This window comes from Corynebacterium sp. UMB4614 (assembly GCF_030217065.1).
GTDB lineage: Bacteria > Actinomycetota > Actinomycetes > Mycobacteriales > Mycobacteriaceae > Corynebacterium.
Genome location: NZ_JASONC010000004.1, coordinates 65,969 through 90,557, shown reverse-complemented (window position 1 = coordinate 90,557; position 24,589 = coordinate 65,969). Strand labels below are relative to the sequence as shown.

18 protein-coding genes, 1 tRNA gene and 3 pseudogenes are annotated in these 24,589 nt (G+C 65.0%); 14 read left to right on the top strand and 8 right to left on the bottom strand.

The window, feature by feature from the left end; all coding sequences use genetic code 11:
* Positions 1 to 98: 98 nt before the first annotated feature.
* Positions 99 to 2,255, top strand: coding sequence for an FAD/NAD(P)-binding protein (locus QP413_RS03110; RefSeq protein ID WP_284780558.1), 2,157 nt, complete (start codon positions 99 to 101; stop codon positions 2,253 to 2,255).
* On the opposite strand, the gene QP413_RS03105 is transcribed toward QP413_RS03110, so the two are convergent.
* A complete protein-coding gene (locus QP413_RS03105; protein WP_284780556.1) occupies positions 2,252 to 3,598 on the bottom strand; it encodes an AMP-binding protein in 1,347 nt (448 codons plus the stop codon). The two genes, QP413_RS03110 and QP413_RS03105, sit on opposite strands and share 4 nt — an antisense overlap.
* Positions 3,599 to 3,620: 22 nt before the next feature.
* Between QP413_RS03105 and QP413_RS03100 the strand changes: the two genes are divergently transcribed.
* Positions 3,621 to 5,087 (top strand): cutinase family protein, encoded by a 1,467-nt coding sequence (locus QP413_RS03100; RefSeq protein WP_284780554.1) that lies wholly within the window; start codon positions 3,621 to 3,623, stop codon positions 5,085 to 5,087.
* A gap of 86 nt (positions 5,088 to 5,173) precedes the next feature.
* A complete protein-coding gene (locus QP413_RS03095) occupies positions 5,174 to 6,115 on the top strand; it encodes an RluA family pseudouridine synthase (protein ID WP_284780553.1) in 942 nt (313 codons plus the stop codon).
* A gap of 19 nt (positions 6,116 to 6,134) precedes the next feature.
* Here QP413_RS03095 and QP413_RS03090 read toward each other — a convergent pair whose 3' ends face one another.
* Positions 6,135 to 7,091, bottom strand: coding sequence for a 1,4-dihydroxy-2-naphthoyl-CoA synthase (locus QP413_RS03090; RefSeq protein ID WP_284780552.1), 957 nt, complete (start codon positions 7,089 to 7,091; stop codon positions 6,135 to 6,137).
* 45 nt (positions 7,092 to 7,136) lie between these two features.
* Here QP413_RS03090 and QP413_RS03085 point away from each other — a divergent pair, with 45 nt between their 5' ends.
* Positions 7,137 to 8,309, top strand: coding sequence for an o-succinylbenzoate synthase (locus tag QP413_RS03085; RefSeq protein WP_284780550.1), 1,173 nt, complete (start codon positions 7,137 to 7,139; stop codon positions 8,307 to 8,309).
* Between the two features lie 206 nt (positions 8,310 to 8,515).
* The gene (locus QP413_RS03080; RefSeq protein WP_168167051.1) at positions 8,516 to 10,270 is read left to right on the top strand and encodes an ATP-binding protein; all 1,755 of its coding nucleotides are present in this window, start codon (positions 8,516 to 8,518) and stop codon (positions 10,268 to 10,270) included.
* A 239-nt stretch (positions 10,271 to 10,509) separates the two neighbouring features.
* Here QP413_RS03080 and QP413_RS03075 read toward each other — a convergent pair.
* Positions 10,510 to 10,967: pseudogene (locus QP413_RS03075) on the bottom strand (pyridine nucleotide-disulfide oxidoreductase); the annotation flags it as partial.
* Positions 10,968 to 11,490: 523 nt separating this feature from the next.
* On the opposite strand from QP413_RS03075, the gene QP413_RS03070 reads away from it, so the two are divergent.
* From QP413_RS03070 to QP413_RS03045, 6 genes are all read left to right on the top strand, one after another.
* A complete protein-coding gene (locus QP413_RS03070; protein ID WP_284780548.1) occupies positions 11,491 to 12,348 on the top strand; it encodes a type IV toxin-antitoxin system AbiEi family antitoxin in 858 nt (285 codons plus the stop codon).
* A gap of 19 nt (positions 12,349 to 12,367) precedes the next feature.
* Positions 12,368 to 12,916 carry a hypothetical protein gene (locus tag QP413_RS03065; protein ID WP_284780547.1) on the top strand — a complete coding sequence of 183 codons (549 nt, stop codon included), beginning with the start codon at positions 12,368 to 12,370 and terminating at the stop codon, positions 12,914 to 12,916.
* 162 nt (positions 12,917 to 13,078) lie between these two features.
* Entirely contained in the window at positions 13,079 to 15,058 is a 1,980-nt protein-coding gene (gene menD / locus QP413_RS03060) for a 2-succinyl-5-enolpyruvyl-6-hydroxy-3-cyclohexene-1-carboxylate synthase (protein ID WP_284780546.1), read from the top strand.
* On the top strand, positions 15,051 to 15,635 hold the full coding sequence (locus QP413_RS03055) for a hypothetical protein (protein ID WP_284780545.1): 585 nt from the start codon (positions 15,051 to 15,053) through the stop codon (positions 15,633 to 15,635). The genes menD and QP413_RS03055 overlap by 8 nt, the downstream gene beginning before the upstream one ends.
* The gene (locus QP413_RS03050) at positions 15,632 to 16,837 is read left to right on the top strand and encodes a glycosyltransferase family 1 protein (RefSeq protein WP_284780544.1); all 1,206 of its coding nucleotides are present in this window, start codon (positions 15,632 to 15,634) and stop codon (positions 16,835 to 16,837) included. Before QP413_RS03055 ends, QP413_RS03050 begins: the two co-directional genes overlap by 4 nt.
* A gap of 36 nt (positions 16,838 to 16,873) precedes the next feature.
* A complete protein-coding gene (locus QP413_RS03045; protein WP_012359529.1) occupies positions 16,874 to 17,566 on the top strand; it encodes a demethylmenaquinone methyltransferase in 693 nt (230 codons plus the stop codon).
* 69 nt (positions 17,567 to 17,635) lie between these two features.
* Here the strand turns inward: QP413_RS03045 and QP413_RS03040 are convergent, their stop codons facing one another.
* Positions 17,636 to 19,072: a geranylgeranyl reductase family protein gene (locus QP413_RS03040; RefSeq protein WP_284780541.1), complete on the bottom strand. Its 1,437-nt coding sequence runs from the start codon at positions 19,070 to 19,072 to the stop codon at positions 17,636 to 17,638.
* A gap of 211 nt (positions 19,073 to 19,283) precedes the next feature.
* Between QP413_RS03040 and QP413_RS03035 the strand changes: the two genes are divergently transcribed.
* Together QP413_RS03035 and QP413_RS03030 are read left to right on the top strand one after the other, a co-directional pair.
* On the top strand, positions 19,284 to 20,294 hold the full coding sequence (locus tag QP413_RS03035; RefSeq protein ID WP_284780539.1) for a polyprenyl synthetase family protein: 1,011 nt from the start codon (positions 19,284 to 19,286) through the stop codon (positions 20,292 to 20,294).
* Between the two features lie 140 nt (positions 20,295 to 20,434).
* Positions 20,435 to 20,517 (top strand) — tRNA-Tyr (locus QP413_RS03030).
* A gap of 119 nt (positions 20,518 to 20,636) precedes the next feature.
* Here the strand turns inward: QP413_RS03030 and QP413_RS03025 are convergent.
* The 3 genes and pseudogenes from QP413_RS03025 to QP413_RS03015 all read right to left on the bottom strand — a co-directional run.
* A pseudogene (locus QP413_RS03025) lies at positions 20,637 to 20,894 on the bottom strand (IS256 family transposase); the annotation flags it as partial.
* Positions 20,895 to 21,371, bottom strand: a pseudogene (locus QP413_RS03020) (nucleotidyl transferase AbiEii/AbiGii toxin family protein); the annotation flags it as partial.
* Between the two features lie 125 nt (positions 21,372 to 21,496).
* Positions 21,497 to 22,510 carry a type IV toxin-antitoxin system AbiEi family antitoxin domain-containing protein gene (locus tag QP413_RS03015; RefSeq protein ID WP_284780537.1) on the bottom strand — a complete coding sequence of 338 codons (1,014 nt, stop codon included), beginning with the start codon at positions 22,508 to 22,510 and terminating at the stop codon, positions 21,497 to 21,499.
* 216 nt (positions 22,511 to 22,726) lie between these two features.
* Here QP413_RS03015 and QP413_RS03010 point away from each other — a divergent pair, with 216 nt between their 5' ends.
* Entirely contained in the window at positions 22,727 to 23,260 is a 534-nt protein-coding gene (locus tag QP413_RS03010; RefSeq protein ID WP_284780536.1) for a type 1 glutamine amidotransferase domain-containing protein, read from the top strand.
* Between the two features lie 118 nt (positions 23,261 to 23,378).
* Here QP413_RS03010 and QP413_RS03005 read toward each other — a convergent pair whose 3' ends face one another.
* On the bottom strand, positions 23,379 to 24,155 hold the full coding sequence (locus QP413_RS03005) for an SPFH domain-containing protein (RefSeq protein ID WP_284780534.1): 777 nt from the start codon (positions 24,153 to 24,155) through the stop codon (positions 23,379 to 23,381).
* Between the last annotated feature and the right edge of the window lie 434 nt (positions 24,156 to 24,589).

Genomic DNA, 24,589 nt, shown 5'->3' with positions numbered 1-24,589 from the left:
TGGATAAAAATGAACAGATCTGTCTATAAGGGGTGAGGGCAAGGGTACCACGGAAAAACCTGCACGATAAGATGGCCTGCATGACCAGCCCAAGGACCATGACCGATTCAACGCCCACCATCGCGATCATCGGAGGTGGCCCGCGAGGTATTTCCATCCTGGAGCGCCTCGCCGCCGATTACCGCCAGCTCGATCCGAGTAAAACCCCCAATCACCTGGATATTCACGTGGTTGACGAGGTGCGGCCGGGGGAGGGGAAAGTCTGGCGCACCGACCAGACCAAGACCCTGTGCATGAACACTCTGGCCGATGCGGTCACCCTCTTCACCGAGCCCGGAGCTACCGTCACCGCGCCCGTGCTGGAGGGGCCGACCATGCACGAGTGGATCATGCTCATTCGCGGCGAAGAGCTCGGGTCGGAGCGGGATCCGCGCGGAAAAAAGACAGATCTGTTCACTCGCCTCCCACTGAGCGTCGGGGGCGAACACGCCTCGCTGACCTCGAATAACGATGGAGCCCAGGCTGCGGAGCGCCTGTCGGACGGGACGGCAGGGACCGGAGAATCCGCCCCCACCGTGGGTACGGGGTGGTCCCTGGCGGAATACGCCGCGGAGATCGCCGATACCCGGCCCGAATCGCACCCCAGCCGTGCGCTCTACGGCGAGTACCTGCGCTGGGTGTTCAGCGTGGTGCTGGGCTTGCTCCCGGAGGGGATTTCAGTGCATCAGCACCTCGCCCGCGCCACCGAGATCGAGGAGGTGCCGGCGGGCTCCGCAACCGGGGCAGGCGCCGGGAACGGCGACGCCGAAGGCCAATCAGCCCGCGACCGCATCACTCTGGACAACGGCACCACGATCCTCGCGGACGCCACCGTGCTGGCCATCGGCTGGGCCGACACCACCCCCGATGCGATGGAGAGCTTCACCGCATCCGCCGTGGATATGCACCCAGCCCTCACCTGGGTTCGCCCCGGCAATCCCGCCGACCAGCAGATCAGCCAGATCCCCTCCTGGGAAGAATCCCAGGAGGAGGTGCTGGTCCGCGGCCTGGGCATGGGCTTCTTCGACCTCATGGCCATGCTCACCATCGACCGCGGTGGGCGCTTTATCCCGGACGCCGAGGCCCGCTCGGGTCTGCACTACGAGCCTTCGGGCCGCGAGCCGAAGCTTGTGGTCTCCTCCCACCACGGCTACCCGTATCAGCCGAAGCCGGTCTTCGGCTCCCTGCCGCCAGCGGCCTGGTTGCCCCGCTTCAAGGCCGCCGTCGCGGAGCTGGATCTCGCACAGATCCCGGCGAACAGCCTGGACTTCGGCGAGACCCTGTGGCCGGCGATCCTGCGGGACGCACAAGGGGCCTACTACCGGGTCCTGCTGGCGGCCGAACCTGACGTCCTAAAGAAGGTCGGTGAGATCATCGACGACCCGGACACCGACCCGTGGCGGCTGCACGAGGACGCCCGCCTGGACGGTCTGGTGCTCAAGGAAAACCGCTTCAACCTGCCGTATCACGCAGACCCCGTCGCGCGTTTCGCGGAGCAGGCCGGGGAGGCGGGCCAGAGCATCGACGAGCTCACCGCGCGCATTGCCGATGGCTTGGCCGCGGACCTCGCCGAGGCACAGTCCGCTCGCGATTCGGCGGTGAAGATGGGCCTGCAGGTCATCGGCTCGGCCCGCAAGCCCGCTGCCGTCGTGGACGAGCCCAGCCGGTTCACCACCGAGTCCCGCCGGGGTGCCTATGCGGAGCTCAAGCGTGTGGGCCAGATGGTGGGCTCCGGGCCGCCGGCCTTCCGCACCGCCGAGCTGCTGTGCCTGGTGGACGCCGGTTACGTTCGCTTCCTGGGCGCGCACCCGACGATGGTGATCGACCCCGAAACACCCGCGTTCGTCATGACCTCCCCGGTGACCCGGGAGGAGCCAGTGGAGTCCCGCACCCTGGTGGATGCGTGGCTGCACAAGCCGGACGTGCGCAGCACCGCCGATCCGCTGAGCCAGCAACTCAAGGATGCCGGCCGCATGCGCACCTGGCTGCGAGGTGATGGCTCTACCTCCCGCGCCCCGGAGGTCGAGCTGGCGACGAGCCGCTTGATTCACGAGGACGGGCAGGTTGATCCGCGGGTGCACATGGTCGGCATCCCGCTGCAGGACATGCGCGCGGATATGACGATTTCCCCCATGCCGCGCACCGACCCGCTGATGCTGCAGGAGACGGACGGCGCGGCAGTCTCCGCGCTGCGGGTGGTGACGGAAAACCGCTAGTTCGCGGCGACGGCCTGGCGGGCGAGCTCCGCGATCGCGATACGATCCAGCTTGCCCGGGCCGGTCTTCGGCAGCTCCGCGACAGCGAATGCGCGGCGCGGGATGAGGTAATCCGCGCAACCGGCCTCCCGCATGGAGGAGCGCACGGCGTCGGTGACCTCCACCGGCTCGCCGGAAGCTTCAGCACCAGCGGTGCGCAGCACGGCGACCACGGCCTCGCCCCAGTGCTCGTCGGAAACACCAGAAACACAGACCTCGGAGACTGCCTCGCCGTCCACGACCGCGTGGGAGCGGGTGGCGTTCTCCGACTGCTCGGGAAGCACCTTCACGCCACCGGTGTTGATCGCGCCGTCGGCGCGGCCCAGCACCCGCAGCGTGTCCCCGTCCAGGGCGCCGATGTCGCTGGTGCGGTACACCCCGAGCTCGGGGAAGCAGTCCTCGTCCTTATTGCGGTAACCGCGGGCGACCATCGGGCCTTCCAGGACGATGCGGCCGGCGCCGTTGGCGTCCGCGTCCTCGATGCGCACGGTCGCGCCCGGCAGCGCCTGGCCGTCGTAGACCATCCCCCCGCTGGTCTCGCTGGAACCGTAGGTGAGGACGTAGTTCACACCCGCCTCGTCCAGCTGGCCGCGGGCCTTATCGCCCAGCGCCGCACCACCGATGAGGACCGCGCCGAAGAGCTTCAGCGCCTCGATACCTTCCTCGGACTCCAGCAGGGAGTGCACCTGTGGTGGGACCAGCGAGGTGTGCAGATCCTCGTGCGGGAAGCGCTTCTTCAGCGCGGCGGCGTCGGCTGCGAAACCGGACACGCTAAAGCCCGTGCCCTCGATCAGCGCGGTGGTCGCGACCGGGGTGAAACCGGCCATCATGCCACGCAGAATCACCTGCAGGCCCGCGATGTGGTGGGCCGGCAGCGCCAGCAGCCACGGGCCCGGCTCCACCTTCAGCTTCTTGCGCAGCACCTGCTCGGTGGCGCGGGCGGAGGAGCGCAGGTTCGCGGCGGAGAGTAGCGCGCCCTTCGGGGTGCCCGTGGACCCGGAGGTGGTGGCCACGAGGGTGCCGGCCTCGACCGGCTCGCCTGCCCGCATGACCTTCTTCAGCTCTTCGCTGGCACCCGCGTCCGGGGAGTCGGCGGCGGGGACCGGAAGGATCGAGCTGCGCCCGTCCAGCACCTGGGAGAGCATGCCGCGCGCGGCCTTGAGGTTTGTCGCAGAGACCTCAAAGGCCTCGAGCGTTGCCATGCCGGTGCCGTCGTCGATCTTCGCGGGGTAAATGAACTTCGAGTGTCCGTCCCCGCGGTCGCCGAAGCGGCCTAGTTCTTGCGTCTCATTATTAGTACTCACCCGTCCGACTCTACTTGGCTGCGTGGCGGGGGTCTCCCGCCTGCGAGGTGTCGCCGCGCTGACCAGCGGTGTACTGCCGGGGCTCACCGTTGAGCGCCGGAGCGTGCGCAATACACTATTGCCCATGCGTCGCCTTGTGTCTTGCCTTCTCTCCCTCCCGCTCGTTGCTGCTGCTGTTGCGGTCCCGCAGGCAAGTGCGGGCCCTATTCAGGACGTCACCCCCACGCCGATCGTGTCCTGCCCTGCCGTGGAGGTCATCACCGCTGCTGGGTCTGGGGACGCCCACCCGGGCGATGACTCGAATATCCCGCGGGGCTTCGTGGTGGGCACGAATTTCAGCAAGCTTGCCGAGCAGCGCTTCGAGGGCGTGCGGAGCTGGCAGCTGCCCTATTACGGCAGCGCAGGCATCGTGGGCAGCAACGAGAAGATCGGCCTGCCGAGGTTCCCGAACTACGCGGCCTCTGCGGCGGATGGCGTCGAGAAAGTACGGGCGCGGATCGATGACGTCTCGGCCGCGTGCCCGGATACCGCGTTCGCGCTCGCGGGATTCTCCCAGGGCGCGCACGTCGCTGGTGATGTGTTGATGCATCTTTCCCCGGAGCAGGCGGAGAAGGTGATCGCGGCGTACCTGCTGGCGGATCCGCGCCGTGGCAGCAAGGATGGCGCCACCCTCATCACCACGAACCACGGGCCGATCTCGGAGCAGCACACGGGCCTGTTGGGCTCCCGCCCGGCGGGGACCTTTGACCGCTACGAGGGCAAGGTGCGCAGCATCTGCAGCCAGGGGGATCCGGCTTGTGACATCCCGCCGGGCGGGCTGCTTGCCACGGTCGGGCAGTGGGCGCAGCAGGCCGACCCGGAGCCCTACGAGGTCACCCCGGTGGTGGCGATGGATTCCATGCTCACCGACGGCAGCTTCCTGATCGCGGTGGCACCGGTGGCCCCGCGGCTGGCGGTCGCCCTGGGGCACAGCGACCCACGTGGCGTCGGCGATGCGCTGCGGGCAGCGGCGGGGAACCCCCGGCTGAACCAGGCCCAGCGCAACACGATGAGCCTCGCCGCCCACGAGGTGCAGGACATGCTGAGCTACCTGAAGGCGAAGGGCTTCGCCACCCACGAGCCGGGGGCGACGGGCAGCACCGCCGTGGACACGACGATCGGGCTGGTGCGCCTGGCCTTAGACCCCGCGGTCGCGGCGACCGTCCCTCAGGCACTCGGGATGTTCGACCGCCACTTCGTCTACCGAGGTGAATCCCGGGCGTTCACCACGATCGACGGGGTGCGGGTGGATGACTGGATCACCGCGGACCTGACCCGCGAGATCGGCAATTACCTGGGCCAGCCAGAGCAGGCGGTGCGCCCGGTTCCTGCCAGCGAGCGCCGGGGTCTGGTTAAGCTCTTCGGGCACGGCCTGTGGAAGCTGCTCGACAAGGTCCTGGGGAACCGCGATCCGGCCGCGCAGCGGGTGTGGGAGCGCTTCGAGCTCTAGCCGCGGGCCGCGGGCTGGCGCTGCGACTATGAGCAGGCGGGTGGGGCCGCCCGCCCGATCTGCTACAGATAGAGCCCAGAGCCACCATGAAGCATTCCGAACCTCAGACCCTGATCGTGAGCGACTCCCAGGCGGATCGCCGCCTGGACAAATACATCCGTTCGCAGGTCAAGGGCGTGCCCGCCACGGTGCTGTTCCGCATGATGCGCACCAAGCAGATCACGGTCAACGGCGCGAAGTGCAAGCCCGACCAGCGCACTGTCGCCGGCGATAAGGTCCACCTGCCCGCCCTCGAGGTCGCTGAGGCGAAGCCGAAGCCCGCGGGGGATCGTAAGGCCGCGGAGCAGCTGGCCCGCAGGCTGTCCCGGCACATTGTTTTTGAGGACGATGATCTGCTCATCGTGAATAAGCCCGCCAACATCGCCGTGCACGTGGGCAGTGGGGTCAGGGCCGGGGTGATCGAGGCGCTGCGCGTGTTGCGGCCGGAGGATAAGGAGCTGGAGCTGGCGCACCGGCTGGATAAGGAGACCTCTGGCCTGCTGATCGTGGCGAAGAATTCGAAGATGTTGCGCCACCTGCAGTCCTTCCTGCGCGAGGGTGGGGAGGATATCCAGCGCTATTACCTGGCGGTGGTCAGTGGCACCGTGAAAAAGTCGGGCAAGCAGGCGCGACGGATTGATGCCCCGCTGCGGAAGACGGGGGCGGCCACGGTGGTGGATCGCCGCGCCGGGCAAGCCGCGGAGACGAAGCTGTGGGTGAAGAAGCCCTGGGGGCGTGCGGGAACGCTCGTGGAGGCTCAACTACTGACCGGCCGGAAGCACCAGATCCGCGTGCATCTGCAGCACTTGGGCCACCCGATCATTGGGGATTCCCGCTACGGGGATAAGGCCGTGAACCAGGCGGCCGCGGAGAAAGGCGTGCGGATGCTGATGCTGCACGCCTCCCGACTGGTGATCCCGCTGTCGAGTGGCGAGGAGCTGGATGTGCAGGCCCCGATGCCCCCGGCGTGGAATAAGCTGCGCGGCTAGCGCCGACCGGCCACAAAATCTAGTAGTAGTACGGGAACTCGTCCCAGTTCGGCTCGCGCTTCTCCAGGAAAGAGTCGCGGCCCTCCACGGCCTCGTCGGTCATGTAGGCCAGGCGGGTGGCCTCGCCAGCGAAAACTTGCTGGCCCATCAGGCCATCGTCGGTCAGGTTGAAGGCGAACTTCAGCATGCGCTGCGCTGTCGGGGACTTCGTGTTGATCTTCCGCGCCCACTCGATCGCGGTGGTCTCCAGGTCGGCGTGGTCCACCACGCGGTTCACGGCACCCATCTGGTGCATCGTCTCGGCGTCGATGGCCTCGCCGAGGAAGAAGATCTCGCGGGCGAACTTCTGGCCCACCTGCTTGGCCAGGTACGCGGAACCATAGCCGGCGTCGAAGGAGCCGACGTCCGCGTCCGTCTGCTTGAACTTCGCGTGCTCGCGGGAAGCCAGGGTCAGGTCGCAGACCACGTGCAGGCTGTGCCCGCCACCGGCGGCCCAGCCGTTGACTAGGCAGATCACGACCTTCGGCATGGTGCGGATCAGCCGCTGGACCTCCAGGATGTGCAGGCGACCGCCCTCGACCTTCGCACGGGCCTCGTCCACGCCCTCGGCACCAGCGGCGGCGACGTCCGAATCGTGGCTGGTGGCGTACTGATAACCGGAACGGCCGCGGATGCGCTGGTCACCGCCGGAGCAGAACGCCCAGCCGCCGTCTTTCGGGGACGGGCCGTTGCCGGTCAGCAGGATGGTGCCGACGTCCGGGGTGCGGCGCGCGTGGTCGAGTGCGCGGTACAGCTCGTCGACGGTGTGCGGGCGGAAGGCGTTGCGCACCTCCGGCCGGTCGAAGGCGATGCGGACGATGCCGTTGGCGCGGCCCTCGCCGGTGTGGCGGTGGTAGGTGATGTCGGTGAAGTCGAATCCCTCAACCTCGCGCCAGGCGGTGGGGGCGAAGATCTCGGAAACCTTGTTTTCGCTCATGCCTGCCTATATTAGGTGTCTGGTCGCTCGCCTAGGGTGGGTGGCGTGAATATCACTCAGCAGCAGCTCGACCAGTTCCTTCGTCACGCCCGCGAGCACGCGCACGTGGTGGCCCTGCCGATGCGCACGCGCTTCCGCGGCATCGATACCCGCGAGGCGATGCTCGTGCCCACCGCCGGCGGGTGGGTGGAGTTCGCGCCCTTCCTGGAATATGGCCCCGCGGAGTCTTCCCGCTGGTTGCGCAGTGCGGTGGTCCATTCCCTTCTTTTGGGCAACGACGCCACCGCCCGGCCGCAGGGTGCCTTAGCGGATCATGCCGCGTTGCAGGTCCCGGCGGGGGTCGCGGTGCCGGTGAACGCCACGATGCCCGCGGTGGATGCGCAGGCGAATCCGCAGCAGGTGGGGGAGCTGATGGCCCGTTACCCGGGGTGCACGACGGCGAAGGTGAAGGTCGCTGAGCCGGCCGTGCTGCGGGAGCAGGGCTTTGAGGTTGCGATGGATCAGGATGTGGCGCGCGTGCGTGCCGTGCGGGCCTGGTTCGCCGAGCACGGGGTCGCCCGGCCCCGGATCAGAGTGGATGCGAACGCGGGCTGGTCGGTGGAACAGGCGCTGGCGGTGATCTCGCAGTTGGCGGCCGAAGATGTGGCGGGGGAGGACCTGGATTACGTGGAGCAGCCCTGCGCGACGGTGGCGGAGCTCGCGGAACTTCGGCAGCGGTTGGCCGATGAGGGGGTCGCGCCGGGTGGTTCCCCGGTGCGGATCGCCGCCGACGAGCTGATCCGTAAGGCCTCGGATCCGCTGGCTGTGGTGGAGGCCGGGGCGTGCGATGTGGCCGTGGTGAAGGTCGCCCCGCTGGGTGGAATCGACCAGGTCGTGGCGGTCGCGCGCCAGGTGGCCGCACACGGGGTGAGCCTGACGCTCAGCTCCGCGCTGGATACCGCGGTGGGTATTGGCGCGGGTCTGCAGGCCGCAGCCCTGGTGGCTCAGGTGGGCAACGACGCCGGGGTGTTCGGCCAGGCTGGCCCGAATGCGGCGGGCTTGGCGACGGGCTCACTGTTCACCGCGGACGTGGGGGCGCGGGAGATCAGGGATGGCGCGATGCTCACGGGCGCGACCCAGCCCGATCCGGCGGTGCTGGAGCGCTACGCGGTGGACGCGGAGCGTCGGCAGTGGTGGGTTCGCAGGATGGAGGCTGCAGCCGTTCAACTGGGATCGTGACGCCCGCTAGGGGAGCATCCCAAAACAACTAGAAACAACTTTGAAACAACCGCCGGAGGCTTCTTGACCTGGGGGAATAATGAGATGAAGGGTCGGGCTGGCCACAATAGTTGTTCGTAAGTTGTTTCAAAGTTGTTTCGCTGGGGTGGGTGGCGTCTCTAAAACAACTTCCTGGGGAAATGTATACTTCACATATGGAATCCCCCATGATTGACGATGCGACACCGTGGCTGCCTGAGGATGTTGCAGAGGCTCTAGAAGCTATTTGGAACGGAGATTCGGCTGGCAATGTCGAATCGGAGACCCTAGAGATCAAAGAGGACCCTGCCCGGGTTCAGTATGCGCCTTCGAAGGCCGATAAGCATCGGGCACAACTTGTAGAAAAGCTCATTGATGAGGCGGTGTGCCTGGCTAATGGGGAGTCCGCTATGGGGCACATCATCGTGGGTATCAGTGACAAGCTGACCGGACCTGAAGCGTTTACGGGGACGGACTTGGATACCTTAACCATTGAGAGAAAGATTCTTCATGGTACGCAGCAGCAACTGAGGGTTGAAGCATCTGAACTTGAGTATCACGGTAGTCGCCTTGTTGTGATCCGTATCCCAGAAGCATTGACCATGTATACCCGCACCCAAGGCCAGGCGAAGCGGCGGCGGGGCACGAGTTGTGAGCCGCTGCTGGAGGCAGAACGGCAAGCGTTGGTTCGGGAAAGGGCGAACCCCGATTATTCAAACGGGAGCTCGAGGCTCCAGGTTCAGGACATCGAGCTGCCAGTCCTGGAAGAGGCTCGCCGACTGTTGAGGGGGAAACGGTCCAGGGAAGACGGGTCGGATTATGTGCCGAAAGGTGCCAACGGACTCCTTCGCGAACTGGGGCTCGTGGGCCATGATGGTTCGCTCAAGAGGGCGGCAGAGATCCTCATGCTGCCACCGGACAAGCCCGCCCTGACGGTTCAGTATTTCTGGAGACCCATCGTGGGGGCCGATCCTGAAGTGAGCGAGATCAGTGAACCGCTGTTGACTGCGCTTCCCCGGCTGCGCCGCCTAATCAGGGAGCGCGCAAGTCAAGAAATTGAAAGAGTGCAGTTTGATGATGGGCAGGAAACCGCGATCCCACGCTTCCCTGCCCAGGCGATTGACGAGGCCGTCACGAATGCCTTCATTCATAGGGACTGGCAAATCAGTCGCCCCGTGGTTGTTGACCAGACGCCTCGTACTCTGAAGATTTGGTCCCCGGGTCCTCTGCCGCCGGGGGTTGATCGGGATCACTTGCTGACGACTCAATCGGTGCCGCGGAATAGTCGCCTTATGGCGGTAATGCGTGGGCTCGGCCTGGCTGAGGAATCGTCGCGCGGTTTTGACCGCATGTGGTCCGCAATGATTGGAACAGGTCGGGAAGTTCCGGAAGTGCGTGCTGAGGAAACCTTCGTTGAGGTGATTCTTTCAGCAGGTAAGCCCGATGTGGGTTTTATCAAGATGCTTCATGAACTGGAGAAGCTACCTGATGGCGAGGCCGTGAGGAGCGTGGGCACTCTCATTGTCTTAAAGCAGCTGTGGAGCGCGCCTCGGATCACGAAGAATCAGGTTGAACGGCTTGCGCAAATTTCTTCAATGGAAGCCGCCGAGCTGATGGAGTCGCTCCAAGACATTGGGGTGGTAGCGCGGCTCCAGGGGGCGGATGAATGGGTTTTGGGAAGGGCGGTTCAGCAGGGGACAGCTTCTTCGGGTGGTGCCCAGCCCCAGTTTGCTAGTGCTGCGACGATGCCTACAGAAGAGTGGTTGGAAGAGCAGCTGCGAACTGGCACGGTACGCGCAGCAGAAGCCGCCGAGATTTTGGGTATAGAGCGCTCCGAAGTGACGAAGATCTTGCGGAAACTGCGGGAGCGCGGGGTGGCGCGTATTGACCCGGCCGGCCCGCAGCGTGGGTCAAACACACGCTGGATTGGGGCGTCGGAGTAAATAGCTTGGCAACAATCCTGGAACAATAAAAACAACTTTGAAACAACTTCCGTAGGCTTCGTGACCTGGGGGAATAATGAGATGAAGGGTCGGGCTGGCCACAATAGTTGTTCGTAAGTTGTTTCAAAGTTGTTTCGGCGTGCCGGAAAACAACTCCGGAACAACTAGTAACAACCCGGCAACACCTCGCAGCAATGCCAATCGCAGCATCAGGTTGACGTCCTGAAGCGAACGCCGGGCTACCGGGACTCGAGATAGCGGACGGCGGCCTGACCGGCGCGCCTGCCGGCGCGAGTCGCGCCCACCGTCGAGGCGGTGGAGCCATAGCCGACCAGCAGCACCCGCGGGTCCTTGGCTACGCGCACTTCGCCGTCCATGAGGATTCCTCCGCCCGGTCCCCGCAGCTTCAGTGGGGCGAGGTGGCGCAGGGAGTGACGGAATCCGGTGTTCCAGAAGATGACGTCGGCATCCACCTCGGTGCCCGGGGGTTGGCCCAGATGGTTTCGCTCACTTCCTGGAGCTCCAGGAGGAACTGAACGGCCGACAGTCCGCCACCGACGACGAGGGTGCGCAGGCCCGCGAAGTCCTCCTTGCGGGTGTAATCCTTTGTGTGCAGCTGGCGGCCCCGGAATGTCTCGATGCCGGGGACGTGTGGCACGTGCGGGTTGTTCCAGGTACCGGTGGCGTTGAGGAGGACGTCCGTGGTGATCGTGGCCTTCGCGATGCCTGTCCCGGTAGCGGTGACGGCGAGCCCGGCCTGGCCTGCACCGATAATGAGCGCGCGGAAGTGGCTCCGATCCAGGGAAGATAGCTCCATAACCTCACCCTAACGATGCTGATGCTTTCGGCCGGAGGCTGACAAGCGTGTTCACTAATAATGAACGTTCAGTATTAATGAACGTTCATTATTGCTGGACATCAGCTAAAGTGGCGGTATGAACGGGGAAGAAATCAGTCGCTGGAACGACATATTCAACCTTGTAGAGGTGCCTCTCGAGTTCGTGGAGCTAGGTCAGGAGGGCGTCGGGGATGGGGGACTGTTCGTGCGTCACGGTGACGCCTCCGCGAAGTGTATGGCCCGCCAAGTTGAGACGAATGATCCACAAGGGTTACGGGCTTTGGTGGCGGAAAAAACTGCCGACGAGAGCGACCTCCCAACGCTGCTTCTCGCTCCGAGGGTTACGCCTAAGGTGGCTGATTTCCTACGGGGGGCGGGGGTTATGTTCGCAGATGAGCGAGGAAATTGTTTTATCTCCTTTCCCGGGATGTACCTAGATATCCGTGGCAGGGTGAAGGGTTCTCCGGTTGAACAAGGCGGTAGCGTTTCGCTGAAAAGAGGGGAGCAAGCAACTTCGGCAAGTCCACAGGATAAAGCTGCTCGGCGATTACGAAAGCCAGCAAGGGGTGCTGCATCGCAAGTTAAGGCGCCTACCGGTTCCTTGTTTACGCCACGCCGAGCGCAGGTGAGCGCGGTTATTTTGGATCGCCCGGAACTGCTTGACTCTCCTGTCCGAGAGGTTGCGAGACAGGCGGGGGTCTCCGTTGGTAGCGCTGCGCAGACGCTAGAACTGCTGACGCAAGCTGGGTACCTCAATAAGTCGGGCTTCGGGGGAAGGTATTACTTCGAGCGACCGAAGGCGCTCCTGGATGCGTGGGCGCAGTCCTATGCCACTGGGCTTGGTGCTGATCTGGAAATCTTCCGAGGAGAGGCGGATCTTGACAGATTTGGGGCCATGGACCCCATGGGCTGGGTAAGCGGCGAGCAGGCTGTGCCGCACTTGGTCCGAGGCGGAACTACCGTTCATCTTTATTTGCGCGACTCGGCTGAACTTAGAGAGCTGTTGAGGAGCGGTCGGATTCGCCGATCAGACAATGGCAATGTCATCGTGCGCACGGCGTTTTGGAGCGCTGGCCAAGGAAGCCGTGATGCGAATCAGACGGATCAGAGTGATCATGCGACCGTGCTTGGCGAATGGCCATGTGCGCCGTGGCCAGTAATCTATGCGGATCTCGTGGGTACCCACGAACCCCGCCTGCTGGAAGTCGCGCAAGAGCTAAGATCGACAATCAATTTCTAGAACTTCCGGGGGTGGGGTAATGAAATGGTCGGAGGGCAATGAGGATATTGCTGAGATTCTTGCTGCGCTTGGACGGTATATCGACCTAGATCAGATCATGCTGGTGGGGGCGCGGTGTAGGGATATTCATCAAGAAAAATACCGGCCAGGCCCGCCAGCTCGGGCGACGCGGGACATCGATTTTGCGGTAGCGCTTCGCAGCTGGGCGGATTTCGATCGCCTCAAGGAGCATTTCGCTTATCCGGGGAGAGCTTGGCAAGCGATCAAGGTCAGTGGCTTTGACATTGACTTGGTGCCGTTTGGGGCAGTTGAAAACCCGCCAGATGAAGTTGAGCGCGAAGGGCTAATTCTTAACATGGCTGCCCAGCTACTCGGCAGCGATGTCGCTCAGGTGCTCGGGATAAGAGAAGCGAGCGTATTGGTTAATCGTTTCGCTGAAGAGGGTGATAGGGGGATTGGTCTTGCAGAGCATCTTATTGCCGAGGGGGAGCACCCGACTCCGTTTGAAGCGCGAAAGGAGCAGGTCGAAGCCCTCTTGAAGGGAATATGCGAGGCCTTCGATGGTTAAGTCGCGTGTTCTCCATGTTTTTGGATGGACGTGAGCCCTTCTGAGGCTAAAGGGGTTGGAAACACGTGTTCACTAAAACTGAACGTTCAGCATTAATGAACAATGATTAGGCCGAGCCAGGCTCGTCGCCCCGCCGGGGCATGGTCACGTAGGTTATGGGGTGTGAAAAACAGCATCTCCCAGAGCACGCCCGAGACCCTTGATCAGCCCTCACCCGCAGTACTGCTTGGCGCGGTACTGGTTGACGAGCTGATTCGCAACGGGGTTCGGGAGGCCGTGGTGTGCCCGGGCTCGCGCTCGGCTCCGCTGGCCTTGGTGTTTGCGGAGGCCAGCCGCGCCGGGCGGCTGCGGCTGCACGTGCGCACCGACGAGCGCTCCGCGGCCTTCCTGGCCCTGGGCCTGGCGAAGTACTCGGACACTCCGGTGCCGGTCGTGATGACCTCCGGCACGGCGGTGGCTAACTGCCTGCCCGCCATGGTGGAGGCCACGGCCACGAACGTCCCGTTGCTGATCCTTTCTGCCAACCGGCCGTGGTCGATGGTGGGGACGGGGGCTAATCAGACCATCCAGCAGCGCGAGATCTTCGGCGCCCACGCGGTCGCCACCCTGGAGTTGGACGCCGCGATCGATGCCGTGACTGCCAGCGCCGCTGCGCCGTCCGCCAGCGCCAACACCGCGGCCGGTGCCGACGAGGCAGGCCCAGCCGCCGCCCTGGACACCACGAACCCGCTGGTCCGCCGCGTCCGGGTTAAGGTCGACGAGCTGGTCCGCGCCGCCACCCACCCCACCCGGGGCGGTGGGGCGCACCTCGACATCCCGCTGCGGGAACCACTGGTCCCGGAGTCCAGCACCCAGCTGACCCTCCTGGCCCGCCAGCTCGCCGAGGGGCCCGCCCGCGCAACGGCGGCCGAGCAGCCGACCGCGCCGGCCCGAACCTACGTCCTACCGAAGCAGGCCGCGCGCCTGCCCTACGGTGAGGTGACGGTGGACGCGTCCAAGCGGACCCTCATCATCGCGGGTTCGGTCAGCGATCGGGCGTGGGCCCGCGAGCAGCTGGAGGAGCTCGGTGACCTGCCCGTTCTGGCCGAGCCCACCAGCCCCGCCCCGGACTTCCCGGTGCACCCGGCGGCGGCCGCGATGTTCACCACCGGCCTGGTTTCCCACGGGGAGTATTCCGCGGCCACGCGACCGGAGCAGGTCATCGTGCTTGGTCGGCCGACCCTGCACCGCCCGGTGACCCAGCTGCTGGCCAGTGAAGACATTTCCATCACCGTGCTCACCGAGGTCGAACAGCCCACCGACGTGGCGCTGACCGCCGACCGGGTTGCGAGCACGGTGCGCGTGACCGGCGAGTCGCCGCAGTCCTGGCTGCAGGTCTGCCGCGGTGTCTCCGAGCTGGGTGCGGAGGCGGTGCGCGACGGCATCGCTCAGGCCACCGAGGACGGGGCGTTCACTGGGCTGCACGTGGCCGCGGTGCTGGCGGATTCCCTGCGCGACGGGGACGCGCTGTTCGTCGGCGCTTCTTCGCCGATCCGCGATATTGCCCGGGTGGGCCTGCCCTTCGACGGGGTGCGCACGGTCGCGAACCGTGGTGCCGCGGGCATCGACGGCCTGGTGTCCACCGCGGTGGGTACGGCCCTGGCGCATGCCTCCGCCGATCCGACGGCGATCCGCGCCCCGCGGACGTTTGCCCTGCTGGGGGACCTTTCCTTTCTTCATGACGTCAACGGGCTGCACTTTGGTCCGGACGAGCCCAGCCCGGAAAACCTGGTGATTGTGGTCGCCAACGACGACGGCGGCGCGATCTTCGAGACCCTCGAGCCGGGTGGGGATAGCCTGCGGAGCTTCGACGACGGCACCCCGGCCTTCGAGCGGGTCTTCGGCACCGGCACGGGCGCGAAGCTGGCTGGGCTGTGCGAGTCCGCTGGCGTGGACTGGGTGGGGGTGCACAACCCGGCGGAGTTCGCCGAGGTGCTGGACGCGCTGGAACACGACGACCTGGACGGCGAAGCCGGCGAGAAGCTGGGCCTGGTGCCGGGTCGCCGGGGCGGCGGGGTGCTGGTTGTGGAGGCCTTCGTGGACCGGGGTGCGCGCGTGGCGCTGGAGAAGTTGATCCGGGGCAAGGTGACCCCGGGTGAGTAAGCCGGTGGACCGCGAGCAGGAGGCCGCGCCAACGGGCGCGGCGGGTCCGGCGAACGTAGAGCAGCCCGTGGCCGCCGAGCAGGCCACCGAGCAGGCCACGGAACAGTCAGCGGTGGGGAAGGAACCGGCCGCTGAGCAGCCGACCCCGACCCGCTTCCGGCGCGGCAAACAACTCGTCGCGGCCTTTACGGCCTTCGCTGCGGCCGTCTGCCTGGGGATGGTGGCGACCGCCGCGCTGAACGACTACCGCATCGGTCGGGACCAGGCGTTCGCCACGGCGGACGTCGTCAACGTCGGGGTACTGCGGACCACCGTGCGCTTCCCGGACGAGTACGGGGTCTACCACCAGCCGGACCGGGGCTTGCTGTACCCGATCGGCCTGGAGGCGGGCCAGCGGGTGCGGGTGGAGTATCAGAAGTCCGAGCCCCGCAATGTGAAGGTGCAAGGCCGTGGCTGGACCTTGACCTGGATACCTGCGCTCTCCTCGCTCGTCGTGGCGATGGTGCTGAGCGGGGGTCTGTGGCTGCTGGTCCGGTGGCGGGAAAACTCATGGAAGGCGCAGCAGGGAGAACAATGAGAGTTGCGATCATCGCGGAGAGCTTCATCCCCATCGTCAATGGGGTTTCCAATTCGGTGTTGCGGGTGCTGGAGCACCTGCGGCGGGAAGGGCACGATGCGATGGTCATCGCGCCGCGCCCGCCGGGCTGGCAACCACCGGCCGGTGATGCTCCCGCCGGGGATGCGTCCGTAACCAGCACCAGCGAACCAGGTCCCGGCGATACCTATGCGGGCTTTCCGATCCACCGGGTGCCCGCGGTGAACCTCCCGCCCATCAACTCCCTGCCCATCGGCGTGCCCCTGCCGAGGGTCTATAAGCTGCTGAAGCAGTTCCAGCCGGATGTGGTGCACCTGGCCAGCCCATTCGTCCTCGGCGGGGCGGGCGTATTCGCCGCGAAGGCGCTGAAGGTGCCACAGGTGGCGGTCTATCAGACGGACGTGCCTGGCTTCACGGAGCACTACAAGCTCACCTTCCTGCTGAACATGTCCTGGCGCTGGGTGCGCGCGATGCACAACAACTCTTGCCTGACCCTCGCGCCGAGCTCGCCGACGATCGAGCAGCTGCGCGACCACGGCGTGCAGCGGGTGCACCACTGGGGCCGGGGCGTGGATACGCAGCGCTTCCATCCCGCCAAGCGCAGCGCGGAGCTGCGCGGCCAGTGGTGGGAGGAAGGCCAGGCCAAGCGCAGCACCGCCGCCCCAGCCGAGCCACGCAAGCTGGTGGGCTTCGTGGGCCGCCTGGCCGCGGAGAAGGATGTGGCGAACCTGGCGTCCTTAAACGACCGTGAAGACGTGCAGCTGGTGATCGTCGGCGACGGGCCGGAACGCGAGGAGCTGGAAAAGCTCATGCCGACCGCGGTGTTCACCGGCGCGCTCTATGGGGAGGAGCTGGCCGTGGCCTTCGCGTCCCTGGACGTGTTCGTCCACCCGGGGCGCTTCGAGACCTTCTGCCAGGCGATCCAGGAGGCGCAGGCCTCGGGCCTGCCGGTGGTCGCGCCACGGGCCGGCGGGCCGGTGGACCTCGTCGAGGACGGGGTGAGTGGCTTCCTGCTCGACCCGGAACGCTTCGCCGAGCAGCTGCCCGGAGCCGTGGGGAACATCATCGCGGAGGGCGCGCTCGAACAGTTCGCCGCCGCAGCGCTGACCCGTGTGCAGGGCAAGACCTGGCCCGCGCTGTGCGAGCAGCTGATGGGCTACTACCAGCAGGCCATTACTGCGTGATGGTGCTGGCCGGTGCGCCGGGTAGCATGAGAATTTATGTCTAGGGCAAGTCTGGAAAAAGATCCGCGCGAAGTGGCCACGATGTTCGATGCCGTGGGGAAGAACTACGACATCACGAATACGGTGCTGAGCTTCGGCCAGGACCGGCTGTGGCGTAAGCGCACGCGCCGCCGCCTGGATCTCGCGCCGGGGGATAAGGTGCTGGACCTTGCCGCGGGCACGGGCGTGTCCACCGAGGAGCTGGCGGAGTCCGGCGCGTACTGCGTGGCCGCGGACTTCTCGCTGGGGATGCTGCGGGCGGGTTCGCACCGGGACGTGCCGATGATCTGCGCCGATGGCCTGAATCTGCCGTTCGCGGATAATACTTTCGACGCTGTGACGATCAGTTACGGTCTGCGTAATCTGGTGGACTTCCGCGCCGGGTTGCGGGAGATGGCCCGGGTGACGAAGCCGGGTGGCAAGCTCGCGATCGCGGAGTTTTCGACGCCGGTCATCCCCGGTTTCGCGACCGTGTACAAGGAGTACCTGATGCGCGCGCTGCCCGCGGTGGCGAAGGTGGTCAGCTCCAATCCGGAGTCTTATGTCTACCTCGCAGAATCCATCCGCGCGTGGCCGGATCAGGAGGAGCTGGCCCGCGAGATCCGTGCCAATGGATGGGAGAACGTCGGCTGGCAGAACCTCACCGGCGGCATCGTTGCGCTGCACAGCGGGACCAAGCCGCTGGACTAGCTCGTTGGCGTTTTTGCGCCGGAGACAACGAAAGCCCACGGGAAACCGTGGGCTTTCGTGCTCTCCGGGTTATTGGCGGCCGAAGAGGGGCCGCGAATCCGCGGCGAGGAGTTTATCCACCCCGCGGGATAGCTTGCCCGCGCCGAGCCACAGCTTCGCCGTCAGGTCCCGGTCCTGCGGGGTGACGAGGTTGCCCATCAGCCGGGCTGCGGAGTTCATCACCGTGTGCGCCAAAGGCCCGCGCATGCCCACCGGGCCGATGGCGGCCAGCAGGCCAGGCATGGTGAGTAGCATGCCGAGGCGGCGGGCCAGGGCGAAGGCGTCGCCGTACTCCTGGCGCAGCCGGGCGGGCCAGGCGTAGCGCAGGCCGTCGGGGTTGCGGCGGGCGTCGTCCAGCAGCTCCACGAGGAAGCGGGCGGATTCCAGCCCGTAGTCGATGCCCTCGCCGTTCAGTGGGTTGACCAGGGCTGCGGAGTCACCGATGACCGCCCAGTTCCGGCCTGCCACCCGCGTGACGGCCCCGCCCATCGGCAGCAGGGCGCTGGTGATGCGCTGCGGGGTGCCGAGTTCCCACTCCTCGCGCACCTGGTCTGCGTAGTGGACGAGCAGCTTCTTGGTGTTCACCTTCGCGGGACGTTGCGTGGTGGTCAGCGCCCCGCAGCCCAGGTTCACCTGCGGGGTCGGGGAGGGGTCAGCCCCGTTGCCCGCCTGCCCGCCAGTCGTGGGGGTGCCGAGGGGGAAGATCCAGCCGTAGCCGGGCTGCGCGGTGCCCTCGTGGTCCCGCAGCTCCAGGTGGGAGTGGATCCACGGCTCATCGGCGTGCGGGGTTTCCACGTAGCTGCGGGCGGCGATGCCGTGGACGATGCCGCGTTCCCACTGCACGCCCAGCTGCCGGGCGATGGTGGAGCGCACGCCCTCGGCGAGGACGAGGAACTCCGTGCGGATCTCCGTACTCTGTACCTCGCGGTTGGTCCCCGCCGCCTTTCCAGCGCGCGAACCGACGGCCTGGCAGGTCACGGTCTGCCCGTCTTCCGAGACCCCCACGGCCTTGAGCCCGCCGTGGAAGCGAGCCCCGGCGTCGATGGCGTGGCGCAGCAGGGCGGCGTCGAAATCACTACGCGGGATCGCGGACCCACGGGCCGGGAACTTCTCGTGCTTCGGCCACGGCGCGGTGATCGACCCGCCGAAGCCGTGCAGCTTCAGGCCTTTGATCCGTGGGTGGCCATCCAGCAGGTGGCCTGCCCCCATCGCCTCCAGGGCGCCGACGGCGCGTGGGGTCAGGCCGTCCCCACAGGTCTTATCGCGCGGCTGGGTGGCGTGGTCCGCCATATCGATCACCAGGGTGTCCCAGCCCGCCCGGGCGGCGTGGTACGCCGCCGCAGCACCCGCCGGGCCGCCGCCGATGATCAGCACCTCGGCGCGCAGCTGATCTTGCGGTACCCGTTGCGGGGCGGCGGACTCGCCTCGCGTCGCCGAATCATGCGTGGTGGAAGAAGAGGGGCTCATGAGGCTCAAGGCTAGCCGGGGTGACGTCCTAAAAAGAACCGGAGGACCCACCGCGAGCAACGCGGCGACCGGAAAACCTGCACCGCGGAAGCAATCCCGCGCGGCGAGGGGTGAATCCATTACTACGCGCCCGAGTAGATCGGCTAACCTATCGAATGGCTAGCTATAGCTCACGCACAATCACAATCTAGATCGAGGCAGACGCAGGGACATGGCAGTACGCGACAACGCCAGGCCGGTAGCTCCGGACTTGGGGAATGCCGAGCTCAACGACCGCATCACGGCGGGGCTGCAGGAGGCGGAGGACTTCCTGCGCTGGCGCCTCAGCCAGGGCGAGAGCTTCATCACTGATAAGATCAGCCACCTCGCGCTGGCTGGCGGCAAGCGCTTTCGCGTGGTGTTTGCGCTGCTCGCCGCGCAGTACGGCAAGAACCCGACGGCCCGCGAGGTGCGCGACGCCGCCGTGGTCGTGGAGCTGACGCATCTCGCGACGCTCTACCACGACGACGTCATGGACGAGGCCGACCGCCGCCGTGGTGCGGAGTCCGCGAATGCGCGCTGGGGCAACTCGATGGCGATCCTCGCCGGCGATTACCTGTTCGCGGTGGCCTCGGAGATCCTCTCCGGGCTGGGTTCCCAGACGGTTCGCCACTTCGCGGACACCTTCGGCGAGCTGGTCACCGGCCAGATGCGCGAGACCGTGGGTGCGGCTGATGGCGAGGATGCGATCGAGCACTACATGAAGGTCATCCAGGAGAAGACCGGCGTGCTGATCGCCTCCGCGGGTTACCTGGGCGCGCTGCATTCCGGCGCGGAGCAGGAGCACGTGGACGCGCTGGCGCAGTTCGGCCGCCACATGGGGCAGATCTTCCAGATCGTGGACGACATCATCGACATCTGGGCCGATCCGGAGGAGTCCGGCAAGACGCCGGGCACGGATCTGCGGGAGGGCGTGTTCACCCTGCCGGTGCTGCACGCGATGCGTCAGGAGGACGAGGTCGGCGCGCGCCTGCGCGAGCTGCTGACCGGCCCGGTGACCGACGATGCGGTGGTTGAGGAGTGCCTGGAGCTTATCCAGCGTTCCAACGGCCGTGAGCTCGCGGAGCGGGACGTGGAGCACTACCGCGGCTTGGCTGAGGCTGAGCTGGCGAAGCTGCCGGCCAACGAGGTCACGGAGGCGCTGCGCCACCTGCTGGCCTTCTCTCTGGACCGGCTGGGCTAGTTCGGTTGCGGTTGGGCGGTTACCCACCGTTTCCCGGTTGTTCCGCCTTCCTTTTAAGGACGTCAATACCTGGCCTGAGCAGCGCGTTTAGGGAATCTTCGAGGTGCGTAGTAGGGTATTGAGCGCACCAGATGGTGTACGCCAGATTGTCCGAGCGGCCAAAGGAAGCGGACTGTAAATCCGCCGGCTTATGCCTTCGTTGGTTCAAATCCAACATCTGGCACAGACGAACTCCGTCAGGGAAAACCCTGGCGGAGTTTTTGCGTTGGTGGGGTGTGGCGCTGATTCGGGGTTAAGTAGCAAAAAGTGTGTCTGCTCGGCGTGTCGCCGGGTGGGCCCTTTTTATCTCATGGGCCCTTTCCGGATTCCTATGTTGTGTTGGTATTCGGTTGGGATAGCGTTGTCGTAGAAGGCTGGTCGTCCTGTTTCGTGGTCGGCTTTGTTGTGGTCTTCTGGGACAAGGTCGTTGACTTTGGCGAGTTGATCTTGTCCGTAATTGCACTGCCTGGCGATCTTTAGTGGGTCGTCAGGCAGTTGCGTTTTCGAGTGCAGGTACCACTCGAGCATTTTGCGTTGGCGTTCCCCGGATCTGCCGCGGTGGGTTTCCCGCATCGCACAGATCTTGTCGGCTAGATGCGCTTCGATAGGTGTGACGAGGACGGTGAAGGATTCGTAGAGCCTGTCCTGCTGCAACGTATTGAGTAGGGGATCTACCTCAACGTGCTCAGGTGGTGCCTGTGTGTGGCGCGAGAGGGATACATCAATTTTAAAGGTGTGAAACTGTAGTGTTCCGAGTCGAGCTTCGATCGATACAGTGGCGGTCGGGGTGGCGTACTCTCCACGGGCCGTGTTGTCTCGAGAGTGGATATCTTTCACTTCGAAGGTGAAGGGGTCGCCATTTGTGCCCTGGACGAGTTCTTTCAGGTCGTTAGTGAGTTCTTCGCCGGAGTCCCAGCGTTTTGAACGCGCCAGATCCAGATCCCTGGTGAAGCGCCCCTTCCCGTTACGCATGAGAAGTGCGGTCCCTCCCTTGAGCGTCCACCCAGGGGAAGGATTGCGGAAGATGAGCCTGAGCATGCTTTCGAAAACCAGCTGGAACCGGATACTGTCCCTCGATCTGCCCTGGGTCTTCGCTTCGTTGGAAATGCGCATGTTGAGGCTCTTCTGGAGATTTCGGGCCTCCCTCGTGGTGAGCGGTTGATTCATCGCTGCTGTGCCCCTTTCGACTCTTGGTGGCCCTCTGTCTCGGGTGTTGCCTGAGCTTTAGGAGTTATCGCAGATGCCGTCAAGTCAAGCTCCCTGAGTGCTTTTGCGGCGGGATTGCTAGGCGGTAGGTCGGCTGAGGGGAGAAGATTCGCAATACCGGGGTACTGGAGGAAAACCTTCCTGATTTGTTTATTGATCTGTTCAGTCTGCGTGGCGTGTGCCTCTTGAAGAACGGAGCCGCCGGCGAGGGAGCCTGCTCTCTTGTTCAAGGCTTCAAGTGTCTCGGCGAGCGTGGTTGAGATTCCCTTGAACCCCAGGTCGACAGCGAGGCTGGTTGCAAAGCGGTGCGCAATTTCTTCACGATCTTCATCTGACCGGGCTTCCGCCTGGCACGCCTCAATGAACGCTTGGCCATTCGCATAGCCATAGGCAGGTGCGCTTGCGTCGAGGCATTCAGCCAATGCTGCTATGCGAACACCTTCTTTTCTTAAGGCATCCGTCACGATGACTGCGAGGTAGTTGAACTCAATCTTCTCGTCGGCAAGGTCTGCGATGGTGCGTTCTATCGACGTTACGGGTAGACCATCGACGAGGAGGACGTCCTCCTCGTTCGCGTTGCGATAGTTGTAGATCAGAATGTCCTCATGTCGCGTTTGCTTTCGCGCGCGCGTAGAAAATGTGTGCTTGTGAGGGATGAGGTCACCAATTTGATGGATGATCGCTGCTGATTCGTGAGAGACAAACACGTCATTTTCTTCGCTCAGTCGCTCCCCGGGGAAGAAGCTAGGGCGAAGCGCTACCCAGGCTTCGCGAATATCGGTGAGGGGGCCAAATGATGCGGAGGGGAGGTGGTAGAGGCCCTGCCGAGTGCGCGTGAGTACACCTCGTTCGGAGAGTCGGCTCAGCTGTAGGCGGCTAATTCCTTCGCTTTTGGCTTGGGCCGTGGTGATGATGCCCCACTGGTCTGCGGCTAGGGATTCGAGCAGCTCGAGAGTTTTAGTCGATGACATAACGCCTACCTCCCTCACTCAGGTGACATATGAACTACGTATGTATCACCCTAGATGATACAAACGTAGATGTCATGGGGTGGTTCAATCTGGAATTTCTGCCTTCGCGCTCTAGATTTCCTCGCCAGGGTGCCCTGGTGTTCGGGGAAGTGAGGGTGTTGCTCGCCGGGTTTCGCTGGCACCATGGGGGCATACGTTCTTGAGAAAGGAGCAGACATGGCAAAGCTAGATGGCAAGCGCATTGGTGTTCTCGCGACGAATGGGTTCGAGGACAGTGAGTTCAGCTCCCCGATTGAGGCTGTCCGCCAGGCAGGCGGCGCAGTGACTGTCCTCAGCCCTGGTGGCGAGAAGATTGAGGGCAAGAACGGTTCTACCGCCGAGGCAGATGCCTCGACCGAGAATTCCCGTGACGCTGAGTTCGACGGGATTATCCTTCCGGGCGGTACCGGAAACGCCGACCAACTGCGCATGGACGAGGCAGCGGTCGAGATCGTGAAGAAGCACGTCGAGGCTGGAAAGCCGCTGGCGGTGATCTGCCACGGTGCGTGGATTCTGACCGACGCGGACGTCCTCCGCGGCCGCACCCTGACCTCGTACCCGTCGTTGAAGACTGACCTTCAGAACGCTGGGGCAACGTGGGTCGATGAGGAGGTCCACGTGGACAACGGCCTGGTCTCTTCCCGCACTCCGGCCGACCTTGAGGCCTTCAACGCGAAGCTGGTTGAGGAGTTCGCCGAGGGGCAGCACTAAAACCTGCTGAATCGGCAGCCGAGTCCCACATGGGGCTCGGCTCCTTTTTCTTTTGGGGCGAGAAGAATTCACCGGGATACGGGATAGCGGGGCGGTCCCCGCGAGCAGCTAGGGGCAGCTAGCTGTCGAGCTCGCCCCGGTCCCGTGGTTCCCGGGGCTGATCGGGCGACTCCAGTGACCGGTCGCGCAGCTCCAGGGTGGTGCCCGGCGGCAGGGCCTCCAGCAGACGGATCTTCGCCAGCAGCGGGTTCTGCTCCAGCACCTTCGCCGTGCCCATGCGAGCGCGGGTGATCTTCACCTCGGTGCGTGCCCGCTCCAGCTCGCTAGCTGCGGTGAGCTTATCCACCTCCGCCTGGCTCAGTGCCTCGGCCACGCCGTGCGGCAGGGAGAGGTCCTTGAGGTGAACATCGCCCAGCACCTCAACACCGACCGCCGCGCCGGCCTCCCGCGCAGCCTCCGCGACGGGGGAGAGGTCGATGCGCTGCCCGATGAACTCGGCTAGCGGCTTCGTCGCCACCAGTTCTCGCAGGGCGATTTGGGCGGCCAGGTAGACCTCCCGATCCGGCTCATCAGCGGCGGTGAGGAAAGCCACCGGATCACTGACCCGCACGGTCAGCACGAAGGTCAGGGTGACGTCCTGCCCCTCGGCGGTGGGGATCCGCTGCGGGGCGAAGGAAAGCTGGCGGCGACGCTGATCAACCTGCGCGAAACGGTCGGTGGGCAGCGCAAACCCCGGACGGGACAGCGCGGTCACCTCGCCGTCGCGGGAGCGCAGCACAACGTGCCCGGGCAGCGGGATCGGGCTGCGTGGGAAGGATGGTCGCCACGACAGCGGCGCGTCGGCCTCGACGTACTCCATCCAGGAGCCAAAGTCGCGGTTGCGATTGAAAAACATGTGTCACCACCTGAATCGCCAGCATGCAAGGTGCAGGCGAACGTGAAGTTGAAAATTCCGCGCCGCGTGGGATTCGCAGACGGCGGGGCGTCGGCGCGTCGGAACGCTCGCAGGCGCTCGTCGGGGCCGGGCCGCAGGCCGCAAGCGAAGGGCTCCCGGGCGGCGCGGAATAAAATGGTGAGAGGACTCGAACCTCCTTGCCCCGTGAGGGGTGTGCCATGCGCCGGACGGTGCATCATCCGGAAAGCGCCTGAATTAAAACCCCAGGACGCCCCTTAATACCCGATAACGGCGCAACTAGAAACTATAAAACAGCTGGCCCGCCCAGCGGAAGAGGCAATCGCGCGATCCACCGCCTAATGCCACCCAAGACGCAGCCATACCGACCGCGGAAACCAGCGACGACGTGCAGATTTGTGCTTCTTATTGGAAAC